We start from the raw sequence: 24,088 nt of genomic DNA on the forward strand, positions 1-24,088 counted from the left end.
GCTAACGTGACCGGCAAGACCCCGGGGTGGAAGGCGGCGCTGAACGCGCTGTCGCTCTACTACGGCGACCGCATCACCCTCAACTAGAAGCGATCACCGGCCCGCCCACAAAGATCCGGACAGTCCCCTCGTCAGCGCGGCCCTCAGATCCATGAAGATGCCCGTGGCTGTCCGAGGTCAGTCGTGGTCCGTGTCTTCGGCCTTTTCGTGTTCAGGGGTGGCCGTGGAGTCGTGAGCGGATTTGTCGTGTACGGATCCGGGCTGCCGGCGCGTCGTGAGGGTGCCGGCGGTGTGGTGGTCTCCGGTGGGTTCGGCGTGCGCCGACGCGGTGCGGCACTGATCGGTGTCGGTGTCGGTGTCGGTCGCAGGGGCGATGGCCGGCTTGGTGTGGGTCGCGTCGGTGAGGGGCCGACGGATGTGTCGGTTGAGAGGCGCCGGTGCGGTCGCCGTGTGCCGTGCCGGCGGCTGCGTTGTGAATGTGGTGGCCGGCTCGGGCTGGGGATGCCTGGGCAGGATGAGGGGCGCGGACAGGTGCCGTCGCTTGAGTGGGGCGGTGGGGACGACTGGAACGTGGGGATGGGTCGGCAGCCGGAGCTTGCGTGGAAGTCCCGGCTGCATGACAGGAGGCCGATGGGGCGGTGTGCGGGGGGTGGGCGGCGGCTCGGTCGCCGCGGTGATGACGCGGCCGGCGAGGCGGGTGGCCGCTGGTGCGGGGACCGGGAGCGGGAGTTTGAGCGCTTGCCGCAACCCGGAGGACCACGCGCGGACCTGCTGGGCGAGGGCGGACCGCTGCTGGGTGAGTGTGGTGGTCAGCTGCGGCACCTGTGGGTTGGTGCCGGCGGCGGATGGGGAGGTCTGATGCAGGCGGGCCAGTGCGGTGTTGAGGGCTGCGAGCTGACCGCTCGAACTCTGGTAGAGATCATGAACGGTCAGTGCGGTCTGCAGATTGGTCTCCTCGTGCCGCAACATGGTGATCTGCGCGGCCAGGCGGTGCAGTAGCGCCCGTAGTCGCGGTGTGCGGCGTTCCGGTGGTACGGCGCGACCGGCTCGTTGAGCACGGGACAAGACGGTCAGCTGGCGATTGATGGCGCCCAGGCTGGTGGTGGCCTGGTGGAACCAGGTGGCGCTTTCGGCCAGCAGCGGGTTGCCGGCCGGCATCGCCGGCGATGGTGGTGCCTGGCGTGTCGCCATGGCCGTCCGGTGACGTGCCTGGCTGGTTCCCGTGTTGGAGGCGCCGTTGGCCAACAGCGCGGCGGATGCCAGGACGGCGGAGGCGGCCAGGCCGCGAGACAGGAGCCGCTTGCGGCCGCCTGGGGGGCGCGCCGTACGGACGGTGTGACGCCGGGCGGGCGATGCCCCGTGATCGCTGGGGCTGCTGCGATCTGTGGCCGAGGGCGTGTGCGGAGACGCCTTCGGTGGTGTGGCCGACGGCTGCTGCTCTGTTCTCTCCTGGTGGCGGTGGCGGCGGGCTTCGGCTCGGTGGGCCGGGGTGCAGTACTTACGCGGAGGGCCGCCCTGCGGCGGCTGCGTAATGACCTCGTCACACCACGGCAGCGCGCATTTGGTAGGTCGAGGGTCGATCATGGCCCGATTGTCGGGCAGCGCCCGGATGATTCCCCAGATCAGACCATGTGTCTGAACAAAGTCAGATCAATTAATCAACTGATCCCCCGCCCTGGCCGACGGGTTGCGAACCCGATCAGCCGGAGAACCGGTCGATGAGCGGCCGGACCGGGTGGTCGTTGTCCACTTACATCGGCCAATAGATAAAGGCAAATTCACCGCCGCCCCATCTCGACTGGAACGAGCGTGCGGATGGCCATCACGTTCGACGATCATCCTTACTCACAGTAATGCTTCCCTGCTCGTCGCATATACGAGGCTCTTGACGACGCGATATCGCCATGATTCCATTCGCAGCGCGTCCGTGATCTTGCCAGGCCCCGAAATGACTCCAGGAGAGCGGTCGCGGGCACGGTTTCGTCCATCCTCCTCTACGAGCCCCAGGGAGCGATGAAATTGCACCGAGCACGACGGATGGCCGCGATCGCCACGGCGATCGCGGCACTGATCCCCCTCACCTCCGGCGGGTCGCTCGCCGGGACGCGGACCGACGACGCCGCGGCGATGGCCCCCGTACGCTCCGCCACGAACGTCGAGGCGCGCGTGAACGCCCTGCTGTCCCGGATGACGCTCGATGAGAAGCTGCAGCAGATAGAACTGCTGGGCGGCTCGCAGGCGACCGACGAAGACGCCCGGAAGGGCGTGGGCACCGTGTACGGCGTGACCGATCCCAATCAGATCGATCACCTCCAGCACGTGGCGGTCGAGCGGTCGCGGCTGCACATCCCGCTGCTGTTCTCCTTCGACACCATCCACGGATTCCGCACGGTCTTCCCCATCCCGCTGGGCGCGGCGAGCAGCTTCGACCCGAACGTCGCCGCCGCCGACAACCGTTTCAGCGCCCGCGAGACGGCGGCGGTCGGCATCAAGCAGATCTACGGCCCGATGGTGGACATCTCGCGCGAGCTGCGGTGGGGACGGATCGCCGAGGGCGCCGGCGAAGACCCGTACCTCGGCTCGGTGTTCGCCGCCGCTCGGGTCAAGGCGGCCCAGGGCCGCGACTACAGCGCGCCGGACAAGGTCGTCACCAGTCCGAAGCACTTCGTCGCGTACGGTCAGCCGGAGGGCGGCCGGGACTACAACACCACCGACATGTCCGAGCAGCGGCTGCGCAACGTCTACCTGCCGCCGTTCAAGGCGGCCGTCGAGGCCGGCGCGGGCACCGTCATGTGCTCGTTCAACGACCTGGGCGGGTCCCCGGGATGCGCCAACGCGCACACCGAGACCGACATCCTCAAGCACGAGTGGGGATTCGACGGCTTCGTCGAGAGCGACTACACCGCGATCTCCGAACTGCGCGCCTGCCCGCCCAAGACGCCGGACGAGGGCCCCTGCGGCCACGGCGTCGCCGCCGACGGTCCCGACGCCGCCGCGCTGGCCCTGAACGCGGGCACCGACTCGGAGATGGTCAGCACCAACATCCGCGACTACGGCAAGCAGCTCCTGTCCCAGCACCGGATCTCGATGAGCCGGATCGACGACGCCGTACGCCGGATCCTGCGCGTCAAGTTCCGCGCCGGCCTGTTCGACCACCCGTACATCGACCCGTCCAAGGCGGAGGCGGCGCAGTTGCGGCCCGACGCCGTCGCGGCGGCGCGCGACGCGGCCGCCCGGTCGATGGTGCTGCTGAAGAACGACGGCGGCACGCTGCCGCTCGACCCGGCCAAGAGCACCGCCGTGATCGGCCCGCTCGGCGACGACAAGCACGACGTGCTCGGCCCCTGGGCCGGGGCGGGCCGCGACGAGGACGCCGTCTCGGTCTACGAGGGCATCAAGGCCCAGAATCCGAAGACGACCTTCACCCAGGGCTGCCAGATCTTCGACCGCTACCCGCCGGACAACACCCCCGACGACGTGTGCGGATCCGACGCCGACTTCGACAAGGCCGTCACGGCGGCCAAGGCCGCCGACCAGGTCGTCGTGGCCGTCGGAGAGGCCCGCGGCCAGAGCGGGGAGGCCGGCTCCCGCAGCGACCTCGACCTGCCCGGCAGGCAGCAGCAACTCATCGACGCGATCAAGGCGACCGGCAAGCCCTTCGTCGTCGTGCTGTTCAACGGCCGCCCGCTCACGCTGTCCAAGGTCGCGGCCGCCGCCCCGGCGATCCTCGAGGCATGGTTCCCCGGCGTGCAGGCCGGCAACGCCGTCGCCGACGTGCTGTTCGGCAAGGTCGACCCCGGCGGCAAGCTGCCGGTGTCGTTCCCGCGCTCTCTCGGCCAGGTGCCGATCTACTACGACCACGAGCCGACCGGACGTCCCTGCGATCCGAAGGCGATGTGGAACTCCCGCTACCGCGACCTGCCGTACTGCGACCCGCTCTACGCCTTCGGATACGGCCTCAGCTACACCACGTTCGACGTCTCCGCACCGCGTCTCAGCGCCACGACGATGCGGGCAGGCGGCAGCATCAGCGCCACGGTCGAGGTGAGGAACACCGGCAAGGTCCGCGGCGACGACGTCGTCCAGCTCTACCTCCACGACCCGGTCGCGAGCATCTCCCAGCCGGTCCGGCGCCTGCGCGGCTTCCAGCGCGTCACGCTCGCACCCGGCGAGACCAGGACCCTGACGTTCCGGCTCGACAAGCAGGACGTCGGGTTCTACGACAACAGCGGCCGGTTCGTCGTCGAGCCCGGAACCATCGACGTCTACACCGGTGACAGCTCCACCGCCGACCGGTCGGCCTCCTTCCAGGTCACGAAGGGCTGACCACACCGGTCCGCGCCGAGAAAGTGAGCGGAGTGGACATGGGTCCCCATGCTCGTGCTCGTGCCGTGGATCAGGGAATTCCCGTCGTTCCACGTACTGGCAGAACACCCCAGGCCCGTCGAGGCTGCCATGGCCTCGAGGACCGTGCTTTCATGGATGCGTTCGACAGCGCAAATGAGTCCCGGTACCCCGCTCCCCGCCGGAGCCATAGGAGGGCACCGACATGAAGCGAAGAACACTCGTCGTGGTCGCGTCCGCGGCGGTCGCGGCAGGGCTCGCGGCCGCGCTCGCCACCGGGCTCGCCGCGAACGCCGCTCAGCGCTCGCCCGGCGACGCCGGAACCGGAGTGCGCTCCACTCAGAACCCGGACGACGTCGCGCGCTACTGGACCGAGGAACGCAAGGAGCGCGCCACCGGCGGCTGACAGAACGGAACCGGTGCGGGTGGCGTATGCCGCCCGCACCGGTCGTCGGGTCAGGGATCAGTGCGTGGAGACGTCGTTGTAGACGTTGATCGCGCCGTCGCCGTGGTTGGCGGAGCGGGCTTCGATGTTGGTCGGAACGCCGCTGGAGTTGACGTCACGGTGACTGTAGGCGCCGATGATGTAGCCGCCGCCCCACGAGGCCAGGTCCGTCAGCCATGGTCCGCCGCTGGCGCCGTGGTGCATGTCGCAGCTCAGACCGATCAGATCGTTGCTGCTGCTCTTCCGGTAGGTCTGCCCCGTGCAGTAGTACAGCTTGCTGCCGTTGGCCGGGAAGTCGGTGCGGTTGTAGCCGGACTGCGGGTAGCCGAAGGTGGTCACCGAGAACGACTGTCCGTAGTTGAAGCGGTAGCCCTGGGCGCCGAGCCGGCTCTGCAGATTGGTGCCGTTCAGCGGATAGAAGGCGATCGCGGCGACGTCGTAATGCAGATCTCCGCTGTTCGCCCACCCGTTCGTGGTGTTGGTGTACTTCCACGACCAGCTGCCCCATGGGGCGCTTCCATTGTCGGTGTCCGGAACGAAGAGGAAGTTGGAGAACCAACCGCCGCCGTTGCCGGCGTTGACGCAGTGCCCGGCCGTCCAGACCGTGTTGAGGTTCGACGCGGTGATGACGCTGCCGGTGCAGTATCCGCCGCTGCCGTCCGTGCGGGTGAAGTAGATCTTGCCGGTCGTGATCGCGGGCATCTGCCCGTGCGGGCTCCACAGCGCCGCCGTCGATCCGATCAGCGGGTGCACGTCGCCGCCCGCGCTGGGGCTGACGGCGTTCTGCGGACGTGCCGGCGCCGCCGACTTGGCGGGCAGCCGGTCCGGAACCGGCGTCGCCTTGGCCGCGGCGGCGGTGAGCCTCGGAGCCGGCTCCGGCGTCGCGGCGGCCATCCGCGCCTTCGTCCAGTACGTCGCCGCCGACCGCGCGCCGGCGGTCGTGTTGGCGATGCCCGTGGTCGCTCGTGGCGCGGCGTCGGCCGGTGAGACCGGCTTGGCGGCGGCCGCGTTCACGCCGGCGAAGATCAGCGAAATCGCCGTCCCCGTGATCGCCAGCGCTTTGGTGAATTGCCTCATGAAATGAAACCCCCGGTCTTCTCGGTCCCCTTTACCGAGAAGTCGACAACGAGGACAACTCAGTCAGAGCGCAGCCTCTCGGTCAACGAAAAACAACTGGCCTGATACGGCCAGTCCGGATGCGGACAGATGATCAGAAGATTGTGCTGACCGAATTGCGAAAAAGCGCCACCTTGACCGTGATCGATAAATGTCATTCGCCACCGCGGTCAGGATGGCGAGGCGGGGAACGAGGCGATCTCGGCGATCCGTCGCCGCACCGACCGCAGCCACGCCCGAGGCGGAGCGCAACCACTCCAGAACAAACATTTTCCAACATCTCAAGGTGTCGGTTTTGCGGCTGGCTCGGGGTACGACATGCCTGGTCGCGCACGAGCGCTCGCGAAGGTTACGCAAACACACCCTTGACGGTCCCTTTTGGAAGGCCTCACACTGCACGCACGAAACATCGCGTTTACACAAGCTCAAACGCGTCCCGCCTGTAAGCGAGGCCCCATCATGCCCCCCAGCATCCTGAGACCCCTGCCCCGCTCGCGCGCGGCCCTGACCGCGATCCTGATCCTGGCGATGCTGGCGTTCGGCGCCGGCATCGGGTCAGCGGCGAGCGCCGCGCCCGTCCCGTCGGCGGCCCCCGCCTCCGCCGACGGGACGGCACACTCCGTGACGTACGACGACTACTCGTTCAAGATCGACGGCAAGCGCACGTACCTGTGGTCCGGCGAGTTCCACTACTTCCGGCTGCCCAACCAGGACCTGTGGCGCGACGTGCTGCAGAAAATGAAGGCCGCCGGGTTCAACGCGGTCTCCCTCTACTTCGACTGGGGCTACCACTCCCCCGCGCCCGGCGTGTACGACTTCACCGGCGTGCGCGACGTGGACAAACTGCTCGACATCGCCGACCAGGTGGGGCTGTACGTGATCGCGCGCCCCGGCCCGTACATCAACGCCGAGGTCGACGGCGGCGGCTTCCCCGGCTGGCTCTCCACCAAGGCCGGCAACACCCGTACCGGCGACCCGAAGTACCTGAAGTACAGCGACGAGTGGCAGGCGCAGATCGACCGCATCCTGGCCCGTCACCAGTTCACCGACGGCAGGGGATCGGTGATCGAGTACCAGGTGGAGAACGAGTACTACAACGGCAGCGCGGCCGGCCGGACGTACATGAAGCACCTGGAGAACCAGGCGACGGCCGACGGCATCACGGTCCCGCTGGTCGGCAACAACAACGGCACGTTCAACGCCGGTGACGGCGCTCTCGACGTGGACGCCGCGGATTCCTACCCGCAGGGCTTCAACTGCTCCAACCCCACCAAGTGGCGCGGCGTGCCGGACATCGGCTACGACCATGTGGCGGGCAAGCCGCTGGCGACCGCCGAGTTCCAGGGCGGCGCCTTCGACCCGTGGGGCGGCCCCGGCTACGACAAGTGCGCCCAGCTGATCAACGACCAGTTCGCCGACGTGTTCTACAAGCAGAACATCGCGGTCGGCGCGACCTCGCAGAGCTTCTACATGACCTACGGCGGCACCAACTGGGGCTGGCTGGGCATGCCGCAGAACTACACCTCCTACGACTACGGCGCCGCGATCCGCGAGAACCGTCAGCTCGATCCCAAGTACGACCAGGACAAGCTGATCGGCTACTTCACCCAGGCCGTCGCCCCCCTCACCAAGACCGACGCGATCGCCTCGACCACCGACAACGCCAAGGTCACCGACACCGCCCGGCTGAACCCCGACACCGGGACCCAGTTCCACGTCCTGCGGCACTCCGACTCCACCGCCACCACCAAAGACTCCGCGCACGTGACGATCGACTTCGGCGCCCACCCCGGATACACCTACGACGACCCCGACGCGGCCCTCCACTACACCGGTACGTGGTCGCACGTCGGCGCCGAGCAGAACTACACCGGCGGCGACTACCGGCACACCGAGTCCTTCTCCAACACCAAGGACGACGGCGCCTCGGTCGACTTCACCGGCACCGGTGTGAAGTGGATCAGCAACCTCGACGGCAACCACGGCATCGCCGACGTCTACCTCGACGGCACCAAGGTCAAGACCGTCGACCTGTACGGGGCCGCCAAGCAGAACCAGTACGTCGCCTTCCAGGCCACCGGCCTCACTTACGGGCCGCACAGCCTCAAGATCGTCGTGACCGGCGACAAGAACGCGGCGGCGTCCGGCACGTTCGTGACGGTCGACGCGATCGACGTGCTCACCGGCTCAGCCTCGACGGCGCCGGTGTACACGATCCCGCAGCAGTCGGGTACCGCCATCGCCCTCGACGGCCGGGAGTCCTCGATCATCGTCGCGGGCTACGACCTGGGCGGGAACCAGCTGCGGTACTCCACCTCGCAGATCATGACCAACGCCACCATCGGCGGGCGGGACGTCGCCGTGCTCTACGGCGACCACGGCTCGGACGGCGAGACCGTCCTGCACTACCCGGCCAAGCCCACCGTCACGGCCACCGGCGGCACCGTCAACTCCACCTGGGACCCGGCAACCGGTGACCTGCGGCTGAACTACCAGCACACCGGCCTGACCCGGGTGAGCATCACCGGCGGCGCCCACCCGCTGCTCCTGCTGCTCGCCGACACCGGCACCGCCAAGACCTTCTGGCGGCAGGACACCACGGCCGGCCCGGTGCTGGTCCGCGGCACCCACCTCCTGCGCGGCGCGGTCTCCGACAGCACGGCCCTCGCCCTGACCGGCGACACCGGCACCGACGGCGCCGTCGAAGTGTTCTCCACCGCCGACTCCCTGACCTGGAACGGCCGGAGCGTGAGGACCCAGCGCGGCGCCGACGGCGGCCTCACCGGCACCCTGCCCACCGCCGCCCCCATCACCCTGCCCGCGCTGACCGACTGGCGGCACGTGCAGGAATCCCCCGAGTCCCAGCTCGGGTTCGACGACTCCGGCTGGCAGACCGCCGACAAGACCACCACGAACAGCACCACCTCCCCGGGCACGCTCCCGGTGCTGTTCGCCGACGACTACGGCTTCCACACCGGAAGCACCTGGTACCGCGGCCGGTTCACCGGCACCGGCAAGGAGACCGGCATCACCCTGAGCGCCCAAAGCGGCGGCGGGGCCGCGGCCTCCTCGGTGTGGCTCAACGGCACCTTCCTCGGCAGCTCCACCTCCGACGGGCAGAAGACGTACACCTTCCCGGCCGGGACGGTGCACACCGGCGGCGACAACGTCGCCTCCGTGCTCACCGTGAACATGGGCCACGAGGAGGACTACAACGCCGCCAACGGCAACAAGGCCGCCCGCGGCCTGACCGGCGCCACCCTCACCGGCGACCCGCTGAACACCGTCACCTGGCGGCTCCAGGGCGTACGCGGCGGCGAGACCCCCGTCGACACCGTACGCGGCCCGCTGGCCACCGGCGGCCTGTACGGCGAACGGGCCGGCTGGATGCTGCCCGGCTACCCGACCGACAGCTGGTCGCCCGTGCGGCTTCCCGCCACCGACACCACGCCCGGCGTCTCCTGGTACGCCACCGACGTCGACCTGAACCTGCCCAAGGGACAGGACACCTCGCTCGGCCTGACCTTCACCGACAACCCGTCCCGCAAGTACCGAGCCGAGATCTACGTCAACGGCTGGCACATGGGCAACTACGTCAACTACCTGGGGCCACAGCACAGCTTCCCGGTTCCGGGCGGCGTACTGAACCCGCGTGGGACGAACCGCATCGCCATCGCCGTGTGGAACCTCGACGGCTCCACCGGCGGCCTCGGCACGGTCGCCCTCACCAACTACGGCAGCTACGCCTCCTCGCTGACCGTCGCGCAGAACGACAGCCCCCGGTACCGCAGGGCGCGCTACGCCGTGCCCGCCGCGCCGGGTGCGGGGGTCGCCCTGCGGGTGCCCGGATCGGCCGAAGCCGGGCAGCGCTTCACCGCGACCACGACGGTCTCCGTACCGGCCGACCGGCCCACCGCCTTCGGCGTGACGGCCAAGCTCGCCGCGCCGGACGGCTGGGCGGTCAGCCCACGGCCCGCTCCGCCCGGCGCCGCGCGGATCGAACCCGGCACGTCGACGACGTTCAGCTGGGACGTCACCGCGCCCGCGACCATGGACAAGGTCAGCGCCCTCAAGGCCACCGCGACCATGGTCCAGCGCGGCCGGTCCGCCACCGTCACCGACGAACGGGTCATCGCCGCCGTCCCGCCCGCCCCGCCGGCAGGGAAGGACCAGGTGAGCGACCTGCCGTTCATGTCGGCCACCAACGGCTGGGGGCCGGTCGAACGCGACCAGAGCGTCGGCAACACCGCGGCGGGCGACGGCACCCCGCTCAAGCTCGGCGGCACGGTGTACGCCAAGGGCCTGGGTACCAACTCACCCAGCGACGTCCAGGTGTACCTCGCCGGCCGGTGCAGCCGGTTCACCGCCACCGTGGGTGTGGACAACGGCGACCCGGGCACGGTCACCTTCTCCGTCATCGTCGACGGCAAGGTGCTCACCACGACGCCGGTGCTGGGCGGGAAGTCGACGCCCGTCGACATCGACGTCCCCGTCACCGGGGGCCAGGTCCTCGACCTGTCCGTCGGCGACGGCGGCGACGGGAACGGCAACGACCACGGGGACTGGGTGAACCCGGTACTGACCTGCGGCGGCGCCTGACGGTCAGGGGTGATCCGTCCCCCTCGTGCCCTGGAGTGCCCCGCTCTGTCGACTTCGGCGACAGAGCGGGGCACTCCGCTTTGGCGCTTGCCGGCACCCCTGAGCTCGAGGTTGACCGACGGCGTCTTTGTCGCATCAGCCCGCTATCGTGCCTGCGGGCGGTACAAGATTGATCATTCCATCATCGAAGGACGCTCCGATGCGCCGTGGCACTGCCGGAAACCTCGGTCATGCCGATCATCATCCGGTCGGCGCCGGCCGCACCCGGCCGGACGATCGGCGCCGGGTCGAGCCCCGCCTGTCGGACCTGCGTCGGCTGATGGCGGACGAGCCGGGCGACCCGGAGGTGGTCGAGGAGGCCCGGCGACGCAAGGAGTCCGCGCTGCTGGACTTCGGGGTCGGGCAGAGCGTGGTGGCGTCCTGGCTGTACGCCAAGTGCCACCACCACATTCCCACCACCGCGATCCCCACCGCCGCGGTCGTGGCCACCGGCGACGGCGGCTGCGCCCTGCTCTACAACCCGTACTTCTTCCTGGAGCTGGACCACGACGGGGTCAAGTTCGTGCTGTTCCACGAGGCCCGGCACCTGATGCACCGGCACCTCTACGTGGACGAGGATCTGCGCACCGACCCGGCGTTCACGCTGGCCGCCGAGGTCGCCATCAACCACGTCGCCCTGCTCCGGTTGGAACGGGCCGGCCTGCCCACGATTCCGGCACGCGGACGGTCCGGTGAGGGGGACGCCGATCCGGCCGGCGGCGGAAACGGCAACGGGTCGCGAGAGCAGGTCGGCGTCGACCCGGGACTGGTCTACCGGGCGTACCAGGAGGATCTGCGGCGGCAAGGGCTGTCCCCCCTGCCGTACGACGAGTTCAGTTACACCGACCTCACGGTGTACGGCGAGTTGCGCCGGATGAAGGCGCTCAGCGAGCCCGCGCCGGCGTACTGCATCCACCTGCAGGGTGACCCGGGCGAAGGTGTCCACGGCTCGGGCGACGACACCGGCGGAGACGGCGACCAAGGCGGCCGCCTCGCGCGGGACGGCGACCAGAGCAGCGGCCTCGGGCGGGGCGGCGGACGGGGCGGTCGGTGGGGTGTCCCGAGGGACGACGAGACCGTGGAGCACCTCGGGAACGAGGTGCTCCACGAGGTGATGCAGGCCGCGCTGCGCGGTAATCCCGCGGCGCGCGGCGAGCTGCTCGACCTGGCCGACCGTACGGCCGACGGCGGCGAACGGCTGGAGCGGCTGTGGGGCGGCCTGGGCCTGGACAAACTGCGCGGCACCACCCCGAAGACCCGCCGGATCGACTGGTGGCAGCGGTGGTTGACCGACGTGCTCGCCTCGAAGCTGGAGGAGAGCGACCGGCTGGTCTACCCGAAGAAGCAGGGCGCGATCATGCTGGCGCTGGGCCACGACCCGATGCTGGCCCGACGCGGACCGGAGCGGCTGAAGGTCGTGCTCATCGCGTTCGACACGTCGGGATCCATGCCCGACTCCGTGGTCGAGTGGCTGACCACCCTGGTCGGGCAGACCGACGGGGTGGAGAGCCACTGGCTCAGCTTCGACGGCGTCGTGGTGCCGTTCGTCCCCGGGGAACGGGTGTCGGGCGGAGGCGGGACCGACTTCCAGAACGTCGTCGACTACGCCGAGGGACGGCTCGCGGTGAACGGCAAGCGGTTCGAGGCCGAACCCGACGCGATCATCATGGTGACCGATGGGTACGCGCCCCACGTCACCCCCGCCGACCCCGACAAGTGGATCTGGCTGATCACCGACAACGGAGACGACTGGCCTGAACGGCACCATCCCCCGATGGCCTGCCACCGGGTCACACCCGGACGATGACCGAGGAGAGTTCAGTAGTGCCCGCTGGGAGAGCCACCGCCACGTATCCGGACCCGCCGAAGGACGGCCCCACCGCGAAGCTCGAGAAGTTCATCGACGCGATGATCGCCATGGGCCAGACCGGGCAGATCTTCGGCGAGCACGGCATCGGCAAGACGTCCACGTTCGTGACGTACATTCCGAAGCGTTTTCCCGGCACCACCCTCGTGGTCCTGCCCGCGGCCAACCTCGCCCCGGACGACCTGCTGGTCAACGCCCCGGTACGCGACGACCGCAGCGGAGAGTTGGTGCTCCGCCAGCTCATCATGCGGCAGCTCGTCCCGGGCAGGCCGTTCGTCCTGCTCATCGACGACGCGTTGCAGGCCGGCAACACCGTGCAGTCGCAGCTTATGCAGCTCGCCTGCAACTGGACCCTGGGCGAGTACGACCTGCGCGGGCTGGGCTGCGTCGGGGTGTTCCTCACCGACAACGAGTCACTGGCCGAGACCAGCGTACGCCGGTCGGACCTGGCGATTCTCGACCGGATGGTCACCATCCGGCTGACCGCGAACGACACCGCGTGGCGGCAGGCGCTGGCCGAGCGGTATCCCGACTGGGATCTGCGTGAGGTGTTCCGGCAGTGGGCGGCCCTCAGCCCGCACCTGCGCCATCTGCTCTCGCCGCGCACCCTGCAGCACGTCCTCGACTGCGCCCGCGCCGGGTTCCCGCTGTCCTGGGGACTGCCGCTGCTGAACGGCGCCCGGCTGGCGCTGACCGAGGAGACGAAGGACGGTAAGCCGAGCCGGGACCGCACCACGGAAGTGCTCGACGGCATCGCCGCGGTGGTCGGGGCGCGCAACCCGGCCACCGTGGCCGACCCGGTGCGCCGCATCCTCCGGGCCGCGATGACCCACCGCTGGGCGGTTCTGCTGCAAGGGCCGCCGGGGTGCGGGAAGACGGAGATCACCAAGCAGATCGCCCGGGAGGAGACCGGCGACGAACCGGTCTACTTCTCCCTGCCGGTGACCAACGTCGAGGACCTGTGCGTGCCCGTGCCCACCCCGGACGGGTCGCTGGACGCCATGCTCGCCCGGTCGCTGCTCGACCCGAAGCCCAAGGTCCTGGTCTGGGACGAGTACAACCGGCCGAAGGACAAGGCGACCTTCGCCAAGCTGATGGAGATCACCCAGGAGTGGACGCTCGCCGGACGCCCGATCCCGAACCTGCGGGCGCAGGTGGCGTTGCAGAACCCGCCCTACCACCTGGGCCGCAAGTTGCTGGTGACGAGCAACAACGTGGCCCAGGCCAGCCGGTTCACCATCAGCTACGAGGTGCTCCCGGAGGACATCCCGGCCAACGAGTGGCTGATCTCGACGTACGGTGAGACGGCCGAGACGGTCCTGGAGTGGTGGAAGAACGACATCGACGACGAGGGCCGGGGCTGGATCACCAAGCGCACCCTGGAGCGGCTGATCAAACTGCACCAGGCGGACATGCCGTTGCAGTCGGGGCTGATCTACCTCGGTGACGGCGAGTACGCCCCGGTGCCGCTGTCGGGGCTGGAGGCCCGCCTGGCCGACCGACCGCACATCGGCCTGGCAGAGCTCGCCGAGAACCGCACACGCTGGGAGGCCCGGCTGTCGGCCGCGACGGAGATGAGCGAGGAGGGCACCGACGACACCGACCTGGTCCACCAGGTGTTCTCCAACGCCGAGGTGTCCCAGTTGGAGAGGCATCTCGACGTGGTGGCCCGGCTGCTGCCGTACCTGCCGCCGAAGCTGCGGGCCACCTACCTGGTCGGGCAGACCCCGGAACGACAACGCTTCTGGATAACCGCCCTGGCCCGGATGGGCGAGCTGTCCGCGTCCAGGTAGTCAGTTCGCCTGGGCCGTCGACGTTTCCGAGACGGTGGAGTCCTCGTCGTCCTCGTCCTCGTCCTCGTCCTCCCAGTCCTCGTCTTCGTCGTCGTAGTCCTCCCAGTACTCGTTGATGTCGTCGTCCTCGAACGGGCGGATCATCGGGACGGACACGGTGGACTGCTCGTGGTTCACCATCCACGAGTTACGGAAGAAGTCGAACGTCAGGTGATAGCAGTCGGCGGACTCGGCGAACAGGATCGGCGGGACGAGGAAGTGCGCCACGTCGACGGTGGCCGCGGTGGTGACGAAGTCCTCGGCCGGGGGAACGGGCGGACCGCCCTGGCAGGAGGCGAAGTTCACCGGCGTCAGCGACTCCTTGCCGAGAACGTGGATGCGGTTGCCCTCAACGACGAACATGTCCGGATCAAGAAGGACGTCCTCGCCGAGCATCAGAATCGGCGCCGGCATGATGTCCGCCTTCGCGGAGTCCTGCGCTCGCGTGTAGTGCTCGATGATGTCGGCGTTGCGCGTGGTGTCGAGATTGAGGCTGAGCATGCCTCCGCTGCAGATCCCACAAGCACAGTCGGGCAGCTCCCGGGTGTTGGGCTTCTCCGGCTCGGGGAACAGCATGGACTTGTCGAACGGCACGATCGGCGACTCGCCGCGCTTGTCCTCGAGGAAGGCCGGGATCCAGTCCGTGCCGTCGGCCTCGATCACCTCCGACTCGCACAGGGCGCGGAACGCGGCGTCGCCGACCTTGCAGTTGAAGTAGTCGAGCAGCGTGATCGCGGCGCACTGGGCGGGCGAGAGTTCGTCGCTCTTGGCGAACCAGAAGTCATAGCCGTTCGCGACGAACTGCACGCCGCGGAACCGCTTGTGAACGAAGGGCTCGCGGGTGGCACCGGAAGCGAGACCGCTCCAGTGCGCCGCGGCGACCTGGTTGTAGTAGGCGTCGGCGTGGCGGGCGAGTTCGGGGGCGAAGACACTCTCGCCGGTCAGGTAGCAGGCCTTGCTGAACAGCGCGGCGATCTCGGGGTCGTGCGCGACGTCCGGATCGGTGAAGACGAGTTCGGTCCGCAGGAAGACCTTGCGGCCGTCGCGGTAGGGCGCGCCCTCGTGCTCGTACCGCTGGTCGAAGATCACAAAGGTGAAGGGCTCGATCTCCTCGAGCGCGCCGCCGTCGGTGAGGTCGAGGACGGGCGCGCCGGACCCGCCGGTGAGGTAGAGCAGGACCGTGTAGCGGGAGACGTGCTTACGAGCGGCGTCGTAGTACGGCGTGTCGCGGTGGCGGTGGAAGTTGGCGTCGCCCGGCTCGAAGCGGTTGCAGCGGAACACGGGGTTCACGTGCGAGAAGCCCTCGAGCGACGACTGCGGCATCGCCTTGGCCACCGCCGCGGTGAGCGCCTCGGCGAGCAGTGCCGAGTGGAAGATGAAGCGGTCGCCGCCCCGCGAGGCGGCGTTGAGCGGCGGGACGTAGAGGTCGAGCGAGTCAAGGTGCTCAAGACGGGCGCGGGCGGCGGCCGGAAGCCGCAGTGCGAACGAGTACGCGTCCTTCGCGAACTCCGCGCGCTCGGTGAGTTCGATGAGCTTCAGGTCCGGCCCGGCGTCCGCGAACAGGCGGTCGAGCGGAAGGATGTTCTCGAACGTGCGGAACGACAGCTCGCGCGGATCGACGAAGACGGCGGCCAGGTACGGCGCGGTCTCACTGGGCCGGGCGAACAGGTCGCGTACGTCGGCGTCGAGGCGCTCGGCGTCGACGAAGCGCACCGCCTTGAACCGTGCCGTCGGGTGCCAGCAGACCGCCAGCCCGTCGAGCGCCGTGGTGGGCCCGGTGTCGGTCGCGTCCACCTGGGCGCGGTACCGGGCGACCTCGTCGGCGGGGGCCCGACCGGTCGACAGGGCGAAGAACCGATCGCGGAGCTCGGTGCTCACACGCTCCTCCAATAGCTGCGCAGCGCGGGTGGGAGTTCCTGGGCGGACGCGAGCATCTTCGCGCCGTCGTCACCGACGTCGGCGCGGTACAGCTGCAGCCGCCTGAGCGAGCCGATGAACGGCGCCTCGAGCAGGGCCTGCGCCCCCTCCGCGCCGATGTCGTTGTAGCGCAGGTCGAGCTCGGCCAGCCCCTCGAAACGATGCAGCGCGCGCATGCCCTCCGCGGTCAGCAGGTTTCGCTGGAGGTGCAGGCGGCGGACGCCGCTGAAGAACGGGGGCGCCGCGAGGGCCGCCAGGCCGGCGTCGCCGATGCGGGCGTACCGCAGGTCGAGCGCCTCAAGCCGCCGCGTCGCCGTCGAGGCGGTGTCGGACGCCTCCAGGCGGAAGTACGTCGAGACGGCGAGGGCCTCGGCGCCGATCGCGCCGATGCGGAGGTAGGAGAGATCGAGTTCGACGAGTCGGCCGATGTTGAGCGTCGCGAGGGCGCCGGTGTCGAGGTCCGGGGCCGGGGTCGGCTCAGGTTCCTCGTCGACGTCCTCCTCCCAGTACTCCTCTGACTCATCGGCGGCCGGTGCGATCCGCAGCGCGGTCACGAAGGGGGCCCGCATGACCTGCTCGATCAGCACGGGCGCGCTGTCGGACCATTCGACGGCGACCTTCGTGGCGAATCCGTGCCGGCGTGCCAGGACGGTCGCCCCCGGCGGCAGCGCCGCGTCCCAGCTCCGCCGATGCTCCTTCACGAGCGCGCCCATCTCGTGTTCCAGGGCATCGCGATCGGCGGGGCGGGCCTGCGCGTGGCGCTGCGCAAGCTTGATCAGCTCACCGCGGGCGTCGCCCTGTTCGAGGAACCCGTCGGCATAGGCGCGCCACGAGGCGAGATCGTCGGGGTGATCGCGCAGCGTCTGTTCGAGAGCCGCAGCCTTCATCCGGGGGATGGTAGCAAGATCACCCTCTGCGCTACAGCTTGGCGGCGATGATCGGGGCCAGGTCGTTGGCGACCTTGAGGTGACCGGCGTCGTTGGGGTGGCCGTTGCCGTCGGCGTAGTCGACGTTGTCCGTTGGCGTCGCCCGGACCACCGTCGCCGAGCGCCGCGACCGCGGCCGGGGTGACGGCCGCCGTCGTCGTGCCCCATCCCAGTGCGATGGCCGCCGCCATTCCGGCCGTCCGCCTGCGTATCGTCCCCATGGAACCTCCTCAGGACTCGAGGTCAGTAGGCGTACGGCCAGCCGGCGGAGTCGAAGCCGAGGTAGTTGATGCCGAGCTTTGAAGCGCCGTTCGCGTTGGCGTCGTAGTAGTGGTAGACGAGCAGGTCGTGGTCGGCGTCGTGGTAGACCGTCTGGCCGCCCGGGCCGATGTAGCTCCCGTGCGAGGCGAGCACCGTGGTGCCGCCACCGCTCATCAGCGACGTCCCGTTCCGGTCGTAGTACGGGCCGGTGATGCCGGTCGAACGGCCGACCGCGATCCAGTACGTGCTGTCCACGCCGCGGCAGCACAGGCCGCGCGAGGTGAACAGGTAGTAGTAGCCGCCGTGGTAGAAGATGGTGGAACCCTCGATGCCGCCGGACGCGCCGGCCAGGTTGTAGCGGGTGGTGTTCCAGGACGCCTGCTTGCCGGTGCTCGGGTCGATCTGGATGAGCTTGATCCCCGTCCACCAGGAGCCGAACGCCAGCCACCAGTTGCCGGAGGCGTCCACCGTGAGGTTCGGGTCGATGGCGTTGTAGTCGTTGCCGCTGGAGGAGGCGTAGACCTTCCCGTAGTCGGTGTACGTACCTGGGGCACCCGACGTGCTCGCAGCCAGGCCGATCGCCGAGGTGTTGGAGCCGAACGTGGAGGCGGCGTAGTACAGCAGATACTTGCCGCCGTGGTAGGAGACGTCGGGCGCCCACAGCGCGGCCGGGTCGCCGCCGGTGTAGGCGGCGGCCCAGGAGGCGCCGCCGGGCAGCGCCTGCCCGGCGCTGGAGAAGGCGATCCGGTCGGTCGAGGTGGTCATCGGCAGCCCGGTGCCGGTGGAGAACACGTAGTACCGGCCGGCCGAGGTCCTGGTCAGCGACGGATCGTGCACGCCGGTCGCGCCGGTGACCGTACCCGGGTTCGGATAGGCGAGCGCGGTTCCGGTCATGGCGGTGAAGGCGGCGACGGCGGCCGCCACGGCCAGCCCGGCGCGCCGCAGGCGTGTGGTGCCTCTGTGCATCGTCGCCTCCTCAGCAGGGGCCGGCGCACGGCATTCCTCGTTCGATATCTCGAACAAGCTCCGAGACGCCGCATCCGCGAAGCTAAGTCGGCTCCTGGGCCCGGTCAACGGCGCTTTCATCGGCTTTCACGCTCGACTTCGTTTCGACGCCGCTCGACACGATCGGTTAACTCAATCGGAAAAAGGTGTCATATCCGTACGAAGTGGCGCGGCATGGCGATATGAGGGCAGGAGGGCACTCGCCCGACCCAGTAGGGTGTTCGGTCAGGGGACGTATCAGACTGATACTGATAGAAGAGGCGTCAATGGGAGAAGCGGATTTCGGCCACGGCCGGAAGCTGTCGGCCAACATCGACGTCAGCGTCCCGCACCCGTCGCGAGTCTGGAACTACCTGCTGGGCGGCAAGGACAACTTCGCCGTCGACCGCGAGGTGGCCGACCAGATTCGCGTGCTTCTCCCTGGTGTCATCGCGATGGCACAAGCCGACGAGGCGTTCCGCGGCAGGGCCGTCCAGTACCTCGTCGGCGAGGCCGGCATGCGTCAGTTCGTCGACATCGGCAGCGGCCTGCCCGCTTCCAACAACACGCACCGAGTCGCGCAGGCCGTCGCCCCGGAGTCACGCATCGTCTACGGGGACAACGATCACATGGTGCTGACCCACGCTCGCGCCCTGATGACCGGTGATGCCCCCGGTGTCACCGACTACATCTACGCCGACCTCCACGAACCGGATGAGATCCTGCGTTCCATCGACGGCACGCTCGACCTCAGCCGGCCTGTCGCGCTCATGCTGATGGGCAGATCCCTGATCTTCCTGGACGACGATGCGGCGTTCACCGCGGTCAAGCGGCTGCTGGACGCGGTTCCCGCCGGCAGCCATCTGATGCTCACCCACTCCACCAACGAGGGCAGCGGCGAGGCGATGGACGACGCCGTACGCCACTGGAACGAGTCCGCCCCGAGTCAGGTCACGATGCGCTCCCCGCAGCGGCTCGCCGAGTTCTTCGACGGTCTGGACCTCGTGCCGCCGGGTGTCGTGGCGTGCAGCCGCTGGCGTCCTGTTCTCGGCGAGGTCTCTTCGTCGAGCGACGGTGACCAGTTCTGTGGGATCGGTCGTAAGCCCTGACCAGCTAGAACCTTTTAACACCCCCGCAGATTTCCAGGACCTCACAGCAGGTAACCCACTGTGGAACGCACCCCCCGACGGAGGCCGCCGGGTTCCACGAGGAGTCAGCTGTGTTGCGTCTGCAGGGGGAGATGGTCCGCGGAGGAACCAGCAAGTGCTGGATTTTTGATCATCAGGATGTCGTGGCGACCGGTGTGGACATCGACACCCTGCTACTCGCCGCCTTCAACGCCGCCGATCCCCGTCAGATCGACGGCGTCGGCGGCGCCTCCTCCACCACGTCCAAGGCCGCGATCGTACGGGCGTCCGCCGAGCCCGGTGTCGATGTCGAGTACACGTTCGCCCAGGTCGGCGTGGGCGACGAGCGGGTCGAGTGGACCAGTAACTGCGGTAACTGCGCGACCGCGGTGGCGCTCTACGCCCTCCACCGCGGCCTCGTGCCGATCACCTCGGAGACCACCACAGTCCGCATGATCAACGCCAACACCGGGGCCCGGCTCACCGGCACGATCCCCACTCCGGGCCTCGTGCCTCCGGACGAGGGCACGGCCGTGGTTCCCGGTACCTCGGCGCTCGGCGTGCCGGTCCTGCTCGGGTTCCAGGACCCGGCGGGCTCGACCACCGGCCGTGCCCTGCCCACCGGCCGCCCCCTGGACACCCTGGCCGGACGGGACGGTCCCGTCGAGGCGTCCCTTGTCGACTCGGGCGCTCCCGTCGCGCTCTTCGACGCCAAGGCGTTCGGTCTCGACGGCAACGAATCCGTCGCCGAGTTCGCCGCCGTGGTCCCCGTGCTCACCGCGCTGCGCCGTCAGGCCGCCCTCGCGATGGGTCTGGCCGGGCCGGACGACCCGGTCGGCCACGCCGTGCCGAAGGTCGGCATCGTCGGCCCTCCCGCCGGGTACCGCACCACACACGGCATGCCGGTCGACCAGGACGAGTACGACCTGGCCGTTCGCATGGTCTCCATGCACGCACCGCACCCGGCGATCGGCCTCACCTCCGCCATCGCCCTGGCCACCGCCGTCGCCATGCCCGGCACCCTCGCCCACCGCGTCGCCCGGCCGACCGCCGACGGCACGCTGCGTCTGGGCACTCCCGCAGGTGTGATCAGCGCTCGAGCCGTCCCCGCGCCGGATGGCGCATCCCCCACGGTGCTGTTGCACCGCGCCGCCCGGCGCATCGCACGGGCCGAACTCCTCGTTCCGGCTCCGGAAGGACATCCCGAATGAGCCGCAACGTCACCTCATGAGCGTCCTGCCGGACGGGGGGCGCGGCGGTCCGCGCGCTGGGCGAGTTCGTCCTCATCCACCAGGGTGAGCATCGGCTTGCCCGGTTCGCACAGCATCGTGACGGTGAAGCGGAGCGGGATGTCGTCGCGGTTGTTGCCGTCCTGGTAGTGGATGACGTCGCCGCCCTGCTCCCAGAACGCCTCACCCGCGCGTACGACCCGCTCCGGCTCGCCTTCGAGCTCGAACAGCATCTCGCCCTCCACCACGTACCCGAAGGCCGGGCCGGAGTGGCGGTGCGGCGGCGTTCCGGGATCACCGGGCGGGTACTCGATGACCACGGTCATCGCGTGCGCTCCGGCGGGGATGAAGGGCGGCTCCGCCTCCTGCAGCGTGGTGAGCGCCGTCTGCCACGCGGTCGATCTCGTCTTCTGTGCTCTGTCCGACATGACAAGTGCCTCCGTACGTGATCGTTACTCGCCGGTGGGGATGCGGCCGGGCCAGTCGCTGTAGTGGATCTTGCCGAGAATCGCCTCATCGCCCGGCACCAGGGACCGGTCGCTCAGCTCGGTGCCGAAGTAGCGCGCGTGCGGGTCGGTGACCACGACCCGCGGATCGTTCCAGGCGGCCAGGGCGTCCCGGAAGAAGTGATCCATCCGGAACCGGTCCGGCCCGCCGATCTCCATCGTGCGGTTCGCCGGCGCCCCCACCGCGACCTCGGCGACCACCCGGGCCACGTCCTCGCCCGCGATCGGCTGGAAGGACACCGGCGCCATCCGGACCTCATTGCCCTCGGTGCCACCGTCGGCGATGCCGCGTACGAACTCGAAGAACTGCGTCGCGTGCACGATCGAGAACGGGATCGAGGAGTCCGCGATCAGCTTCTCCTGCGCGAGCTTCGCCCGCAGGTAGCCGCTGTCGGGCAGCCGCTCGGTCCCCACCACCGACAGCGCGACGTGGTGCCCGACGCCCGCCGCCGCCTCGGCGGCCAGCAGGTTACGGGTGGAGGTCGTGAAGAACTCCAGTACGGCCGCGTCCTCCCACACGGGGGCGTTCGACACGTCGATCACCACGGACGCTCCGGCCAGGGCCTCGGCGAGCCCCTCACCGGTGAGGGTGTTGACGCCGGTGCTCGGCGCCGCCGCCACCGCCTCATGGCCCCGCTCGCTCAGATCCGCGACGACCTTGGACCCGATGAAGCCGGTACCGCCGATGACCACGATCTTCATGACATGCCTTCCTGTACGCCGGGGCATCGTTGGGCACCCGGTCGCCAGCTAAGACCGGACAGCCCCGCCGCCTGTGACAGCCCCCATGGAAGTCCTTCCCCGGCCCGGCTCGAATCCGACCAGGTGAGGTGGCCTAGGCTGAGGACGAAAAGGACGAGCGGTACTCAGGCAGGCGGTGTATGCGCGCGGAACAGCCGGGAGCGGACGACGGTCTCGACCAGGCCGCCTGTGCCTTCCTGGAATTGCGCCCACGCCTGTTCGGCATCGCCTACCGCATGCTCGGGAGCGTGGCGGAGGCCGAGGACATCCTCCAGGAGGTCTGGCTACGCTGGCAGCGGACCGACCGCACCGTCGTGCTCGATCCGCCGGCGTTCCTCGCGCAGACCACCACCCGCCTGGCGATCAACGTCGCCCAGTCCGCCCGGGCACGGCGCGAGGCGTACGTCGGCCCCTGGCTTCCCGAACCCGTCGACACCAGCGCCGACCCGGCGGTGGGGGCCGAACGCGGAGAGGCCGTGGAGTTGGCCGTCCTGCTCCTGCTGGAGAAGCTCAGCCCCACCGAACGCGCGGCGTACGTCCTGCGGGAGGCCTTCGACTACCCGTACGGCCAGATCGCCGACATCCTGCAGCTCAGTGCCGTCAACACCCGCCAGATCGTCAGCCGCGCCCGCAAACGCCTGTCCGCCGAGCGGCGCGAACGCGTCGACGCGGCCGAGCACCGGCGGCTCGTGGAAGTGTTCCTCGCCGCCGCCCGCGCAGGCGACGTCTCCGCTCTCGAAGAGCTCTTCGCCGCGAACGTCGTCAGCTACACCGACGGCAACGGCATGAGGGGTGCCGCCAGGATCCCCGTCGTCGGCCAAACCCGGGTGGCGAAGTTCATCGTCGCCTTCGGACCACGCTTCTGGCCGGGCGCGGACCTGGAATGGGTGGAGGCGAACGGACGCCCCGGTGTTCTCATCTCCCACAACGGCACCGATACCGCGCTGCTGAACATCGAGGCCATGCCCCAGGGCATCCACACGCTCATGTGGGTGATGAACCCGGTGAAGCTCGAGGCGTTCGCACGCTCCCGGGAGTGACGGAAAGAGGACTCCTTCGGTAAACCGAGGATGATCTTGGAGCGTCAACCACTGACCGGTCCACTTGATCGCGGCGGCAGGGAAGCGCCGCCCACGACCGCTCACGGAAAGGCGCTCCCGATGACGCGGGTTACGGAACAACGGCCCGACCACCCCGAACTGCTGGAGCAGGGGCATCCCTTCCGGCAGTGGAAGACGTGGCGGATTCCCGGTGCCGAGCTGACCCTCACCGGCTATTCCCGCGCGAACGACAAGACCTTCTTTCACATCCCCGAGCTACGGTGCAGCCTCGACGCGGGACTGTGCGAAGGGCGGCAGGTGGACACGGTCTTCCTGACCCACACCCACCACGACCATTCCAAGGACCTCGACTACCTGGCGTCCAAGGCCTCCGGCACGGATATCTACCTGCCCGCCGAGGCCGTGCCGTACGTGGAGTCCTACCTGCGCGCGTCCGCCGAGCTGAACCACGGAGCGGGATTCGATCCGGCCCTGGCGGGCGGCCACCGCCTGCACGGCGTGCGCCGAGGCGACGAATTCGTTTTCGGGCGCCGCGGACACCACGTACGGGTGGTGGAGTGCGAACACAAGGTGCCCTGCGTGGGATATGCCTTCTCGGAGCGGCGCAAGGCGCTGCGGCCGGAGTTCGAGGAACTGCGGCGGTCCCTGGTGAAGGAGGGCCGGGGCGGGGAATTCGGCCGGATCATGGCCCAGCGGCGCAAGGACGGAGCCGAGGTCGACACCGAGGTCGACCGGCCGCTGTTCGCCTTTCTCGGCGACACGCATGTGAACGTGTTCGAGCGGAACCCATGGCTTTTCGAGTATCCGGTCGTCATCACGGAGTGCACCTTCATCGACGACGCCGAGATGGACCGCGCGAATCGGGTCGGGCACACGGTGTGGAGCCGGCTCCGGCCCGTGGTCGAGGCTCACCCGGAGACCTTGTTCGTCCTGACCCACTTCAGCCTGCGCTACTCGGACCGGGAGATCCTCGCGTTCTTCCGGCGGGAGTGGGCGAAGGACTCGCGGCCGGACAACGTCCTGTTGTGGGTGCACCCGGACAGCCGCCTGCCCGAGCAGCACCAGCACAGCGGATCCTGAGCGACCGCGACGCC

At 69.2% G+C, this 24,088-nt stretch carries 16 protein-coding genes; 9 read left to right on the plus strand and 7 right to left on the minus strand.

Annotated elements, in window-relative coordinates:
- Positions 1–177 precede the first annotated feature (177 nt).
- The gene (locus ABEA24_RS43120) at positions 178–1,158 is read right to left on the minus strand and encodes a hypothetical protein (protein WP_345439641.1); all 981 of its coding nucleotides are present in this window, start codon (positions 1,156–1,158) and stop codon (positions 178–180) included.
- 855 nt (positions 1,159–2,013) lie between these two features.
- On the opposite strand from ABEA24_RS43120, the gene bglX reads away from it, so the two are divergent.
- Both bglX and ABEA24_RS43130 read left to right on the plus strand, forming a co-directional pair.
- Positions 2,014–4,326, plus strand: coding sequence for a beta-glucosidase BglX (gene bglX / locus ABEA24_RS43125; RefSeq protein ID WP_345439643.1), 2,313 nt, complete (start codon positions 2,014–2,016; stop codon positions 4,324–4,326).
- Between the two features lie 223 nt (positions 4,327–4,549).
- Positions 4,550–4,750: a hypothetical protein gene (locus ABEA24_RS43130; RefSeq protein WP_345439646.1), complete on the plus strand. Its 201-nt coding sequence runs from the start codon at positions 4,550–4,552 to the stop codon at positions 4,748–4,750.
- Between the two features lie 57 nt (positions 4,751–4,807).
- Here ABEA24_RS43130 and ABEA24_RS43135 read toward each other — a convergent pair whose 3' ends face one another.
- Positions 4,808–5,866, minus strand: a complete 1,059-nt coding sequence (locus ABEA24_RS43135) for a hypothetical protein (RefSeq protein WP_345439648.1) — start codon at positions 5,864–5,866, stop codon at positions 4,808–4,810.
- 498 nt (positions 5,867–6,364) lie between these two features.
- On the opposite strand from ABEA24_RS43135, the gene ABEA24_RS43140 reads away from it, so the two are divergent.
- The 3 genes from ABEA24_RS43140 to ABEA24_RS43150 all read left to right on the plus strand — a co-directional run bounded on the left by ABEA24_RS43140 (position 6,365) and on the right by ABEA24_RS43150 (position 14,203).
- The gene (locus ABEA24_RS43140) at positions 6,365–10,504 is read left to right on the plus strand and encodes a beta-galactosidase (RefSeq protein WP_345439650.1); all 4,140 of its coding nucleotides are present in this window, start codon (positions 6,365–6,367) and stop codon (positions 10,502–10,504) included.
- Between the two features lie 199 nt (positions 10,505–10,703).
- Positions 10,704–12,350 (plus strand): DUF2201 family putative metallopeptidase, encoded by a 1,647-nt coding sequence (locus ABEA24_RS43145; protein ID WP_345439652.1) that lies wholly within the window; start codon positions 10,704–10,706, stop codon positions 12,348–12,350.
- 17 nt (positions 12,351–12,367) lie between these two features.
- Positions 12,368–14,203 (plus strand): ATP-binding protein, encoded by a 1,836-nt coding sequence (locus tag ABEA24_RS43150; protein ID WP_345439654.1) that lies wholly within the window; start codon positions 12,368–12,370, stop codon positions 14,201–14,203.
- Here ABEA24_RS43150 and ABEA24_RS43155 read toward each other — a convergent pair whose 3' ends face one another.
- The 3 genes from ABEA24_RS43155 to ABEA24_RS43165 all read right to left on the minus strand — a co-directional run bounded on the left by ABEA24_RS43155 (position 14,204) and on the right by ABEA24_RS43165 (position 18,312).
- Positions 14,204–16,120, minus strand: a complete 1,917-nt coding sequence (locus tag ABEA24_RS43155) for a hypothetical protein (protein ID WP_345439657.1) — start codon at positions 16,118–16,120, stop codon at positions 14,204–14,206.
- On the minus strand, positions 16,117–17,046 hold the full coding sequence (locus ABEA24_RS43160) for a hypothetical protein (protein ID WP_345439659.1): 930 nt from the start codon (positions 17,044–17,046) through the stop codon (positions 16,117–16,119). The genes ABEA24_RS43155 and ABEA24_RS43160 overlap by 4 nt, the downstream gene beginning before the upstream one ends.
- Positions 17,047–17,328: 282 nt before the next feature.
- A complete protein-coding gene (locus ABEA24_RS43165; RefSeq protein WP_345439661.1) occupies positions 17,329–18,312 on the minus strand; it encodes an arabinan endo-1,5-alpha-L-arabinosidase in 984 nt (327 codons plus the stop codon).
- A gap of 305 nt (positions 18,313–18,617) precedes the next feature.
- On the opposite strand from ABEA24_RS43165, the gene ABEA24_RS43170 reads away from it, so the two are divergent.
- Together ABEA24_RS43170 and ABEA24_RS43175 are read left to right on the plus strand one after the other, a co-directional pair.
- A complete protein-coding gene (locus ABEA24_RS43170) occupies positions 18,618–19,439 on the plus strand; it encodes an SAM-dependent methyltransferase (RefSeq protein ID WP_345439663.1) in 822 nt (273 codons plus the stop codon).
- Between the two features lie 110 nt (positions 19,440–19,549).
- Positions 19,550–20,668 (plus strand): PrpF domain-containing protein, encoded by a 1,119-nt coding sequence (locus ABEA24_RS43175; RefSeq protein WP_345439665.1) that lies wholly within the window; start codon positions 19,550–19,552, stop codon positions 20,666–20,668.
- A 14-nt stretch (positions 20,669–20,682) separates the two neighbouring features.
- On the opposite strand, the gene ABEA24_RS43180 is transcribed toward ABEA24_RS43175, so the two are convergent.
- Both ABEA24_RS43180 and ABEA24_RS43185 read right to left on the minus strand, forming a co-directional pair.
- Positions 20,683–21,114, minus strand: a complete 432-nt coding sequence (locus ABEA24_RS43180; protein WP_345439667.1) for a cupin domain-containing protein — start codon at positions 21,112–21,114, stop codon at positions 20,683–20,685.
- A gap of 24 nt (positions 21,115–21,138) precedes the next feature.
- The gene (locus ABEA24_RS43185; protein ID WP_345439669.1) at positions 21,139–21,894 is read right to left on the minus strand and encodes an SDR family oxidoreductase; all 756 of its coding nucleotides are present in this window, start codon (positions 21,892–21,894) and stop codon (positions 21,139–21,141) included.
- Between the two features lie 179 nt (positions 21,895–22,073).
- On the opposite strand from ABEA24_RS43185, the gene ABEA24_RS43190 reads away from it, so the two are divergent.
- Together ABEA24_RS43190 and ABEA24_RS43195 are read left to right on the plus strand one after the other, a co-directional pair.
- Complete coding sequence (locus ABEA24_RS43190) at positions 22,074–22,973, plus strand: RNA polymerase sigma-70 factor (RefSeq protein WP_345439671.1); 900 nt, start codon at positions 22,074–22,076, stop codon at positions 22,971–22,973.
- A gap of 120 nt (positions 22,974–23,093) precedes the next feature.
- The gene (locus ABEA24_RS43195; protein ID WP_345439673.1) at positions 23,094–24,074 is read left to right on the plus strand and encodes an MBL fold metallo-hydrolase; all 981 of its coding nucleotides are present in this window, start codon (positions 23,094–23,096) and stop codon (positions 24,072–24,074) included.
- Positions 24,075–24,088 lie beyond the last annotated feature (14 nt).

Source organism: Actinoallomurus vinaceus (assembly GCF_039542055.1).
GTDB classification, from domain to species: Bacteria; Actinomycetota; Actinomycetes; order Streptosporangiales; family Streptosporangiaceae; genus Actinoallomurus; species Actinoallomurus vinaceus.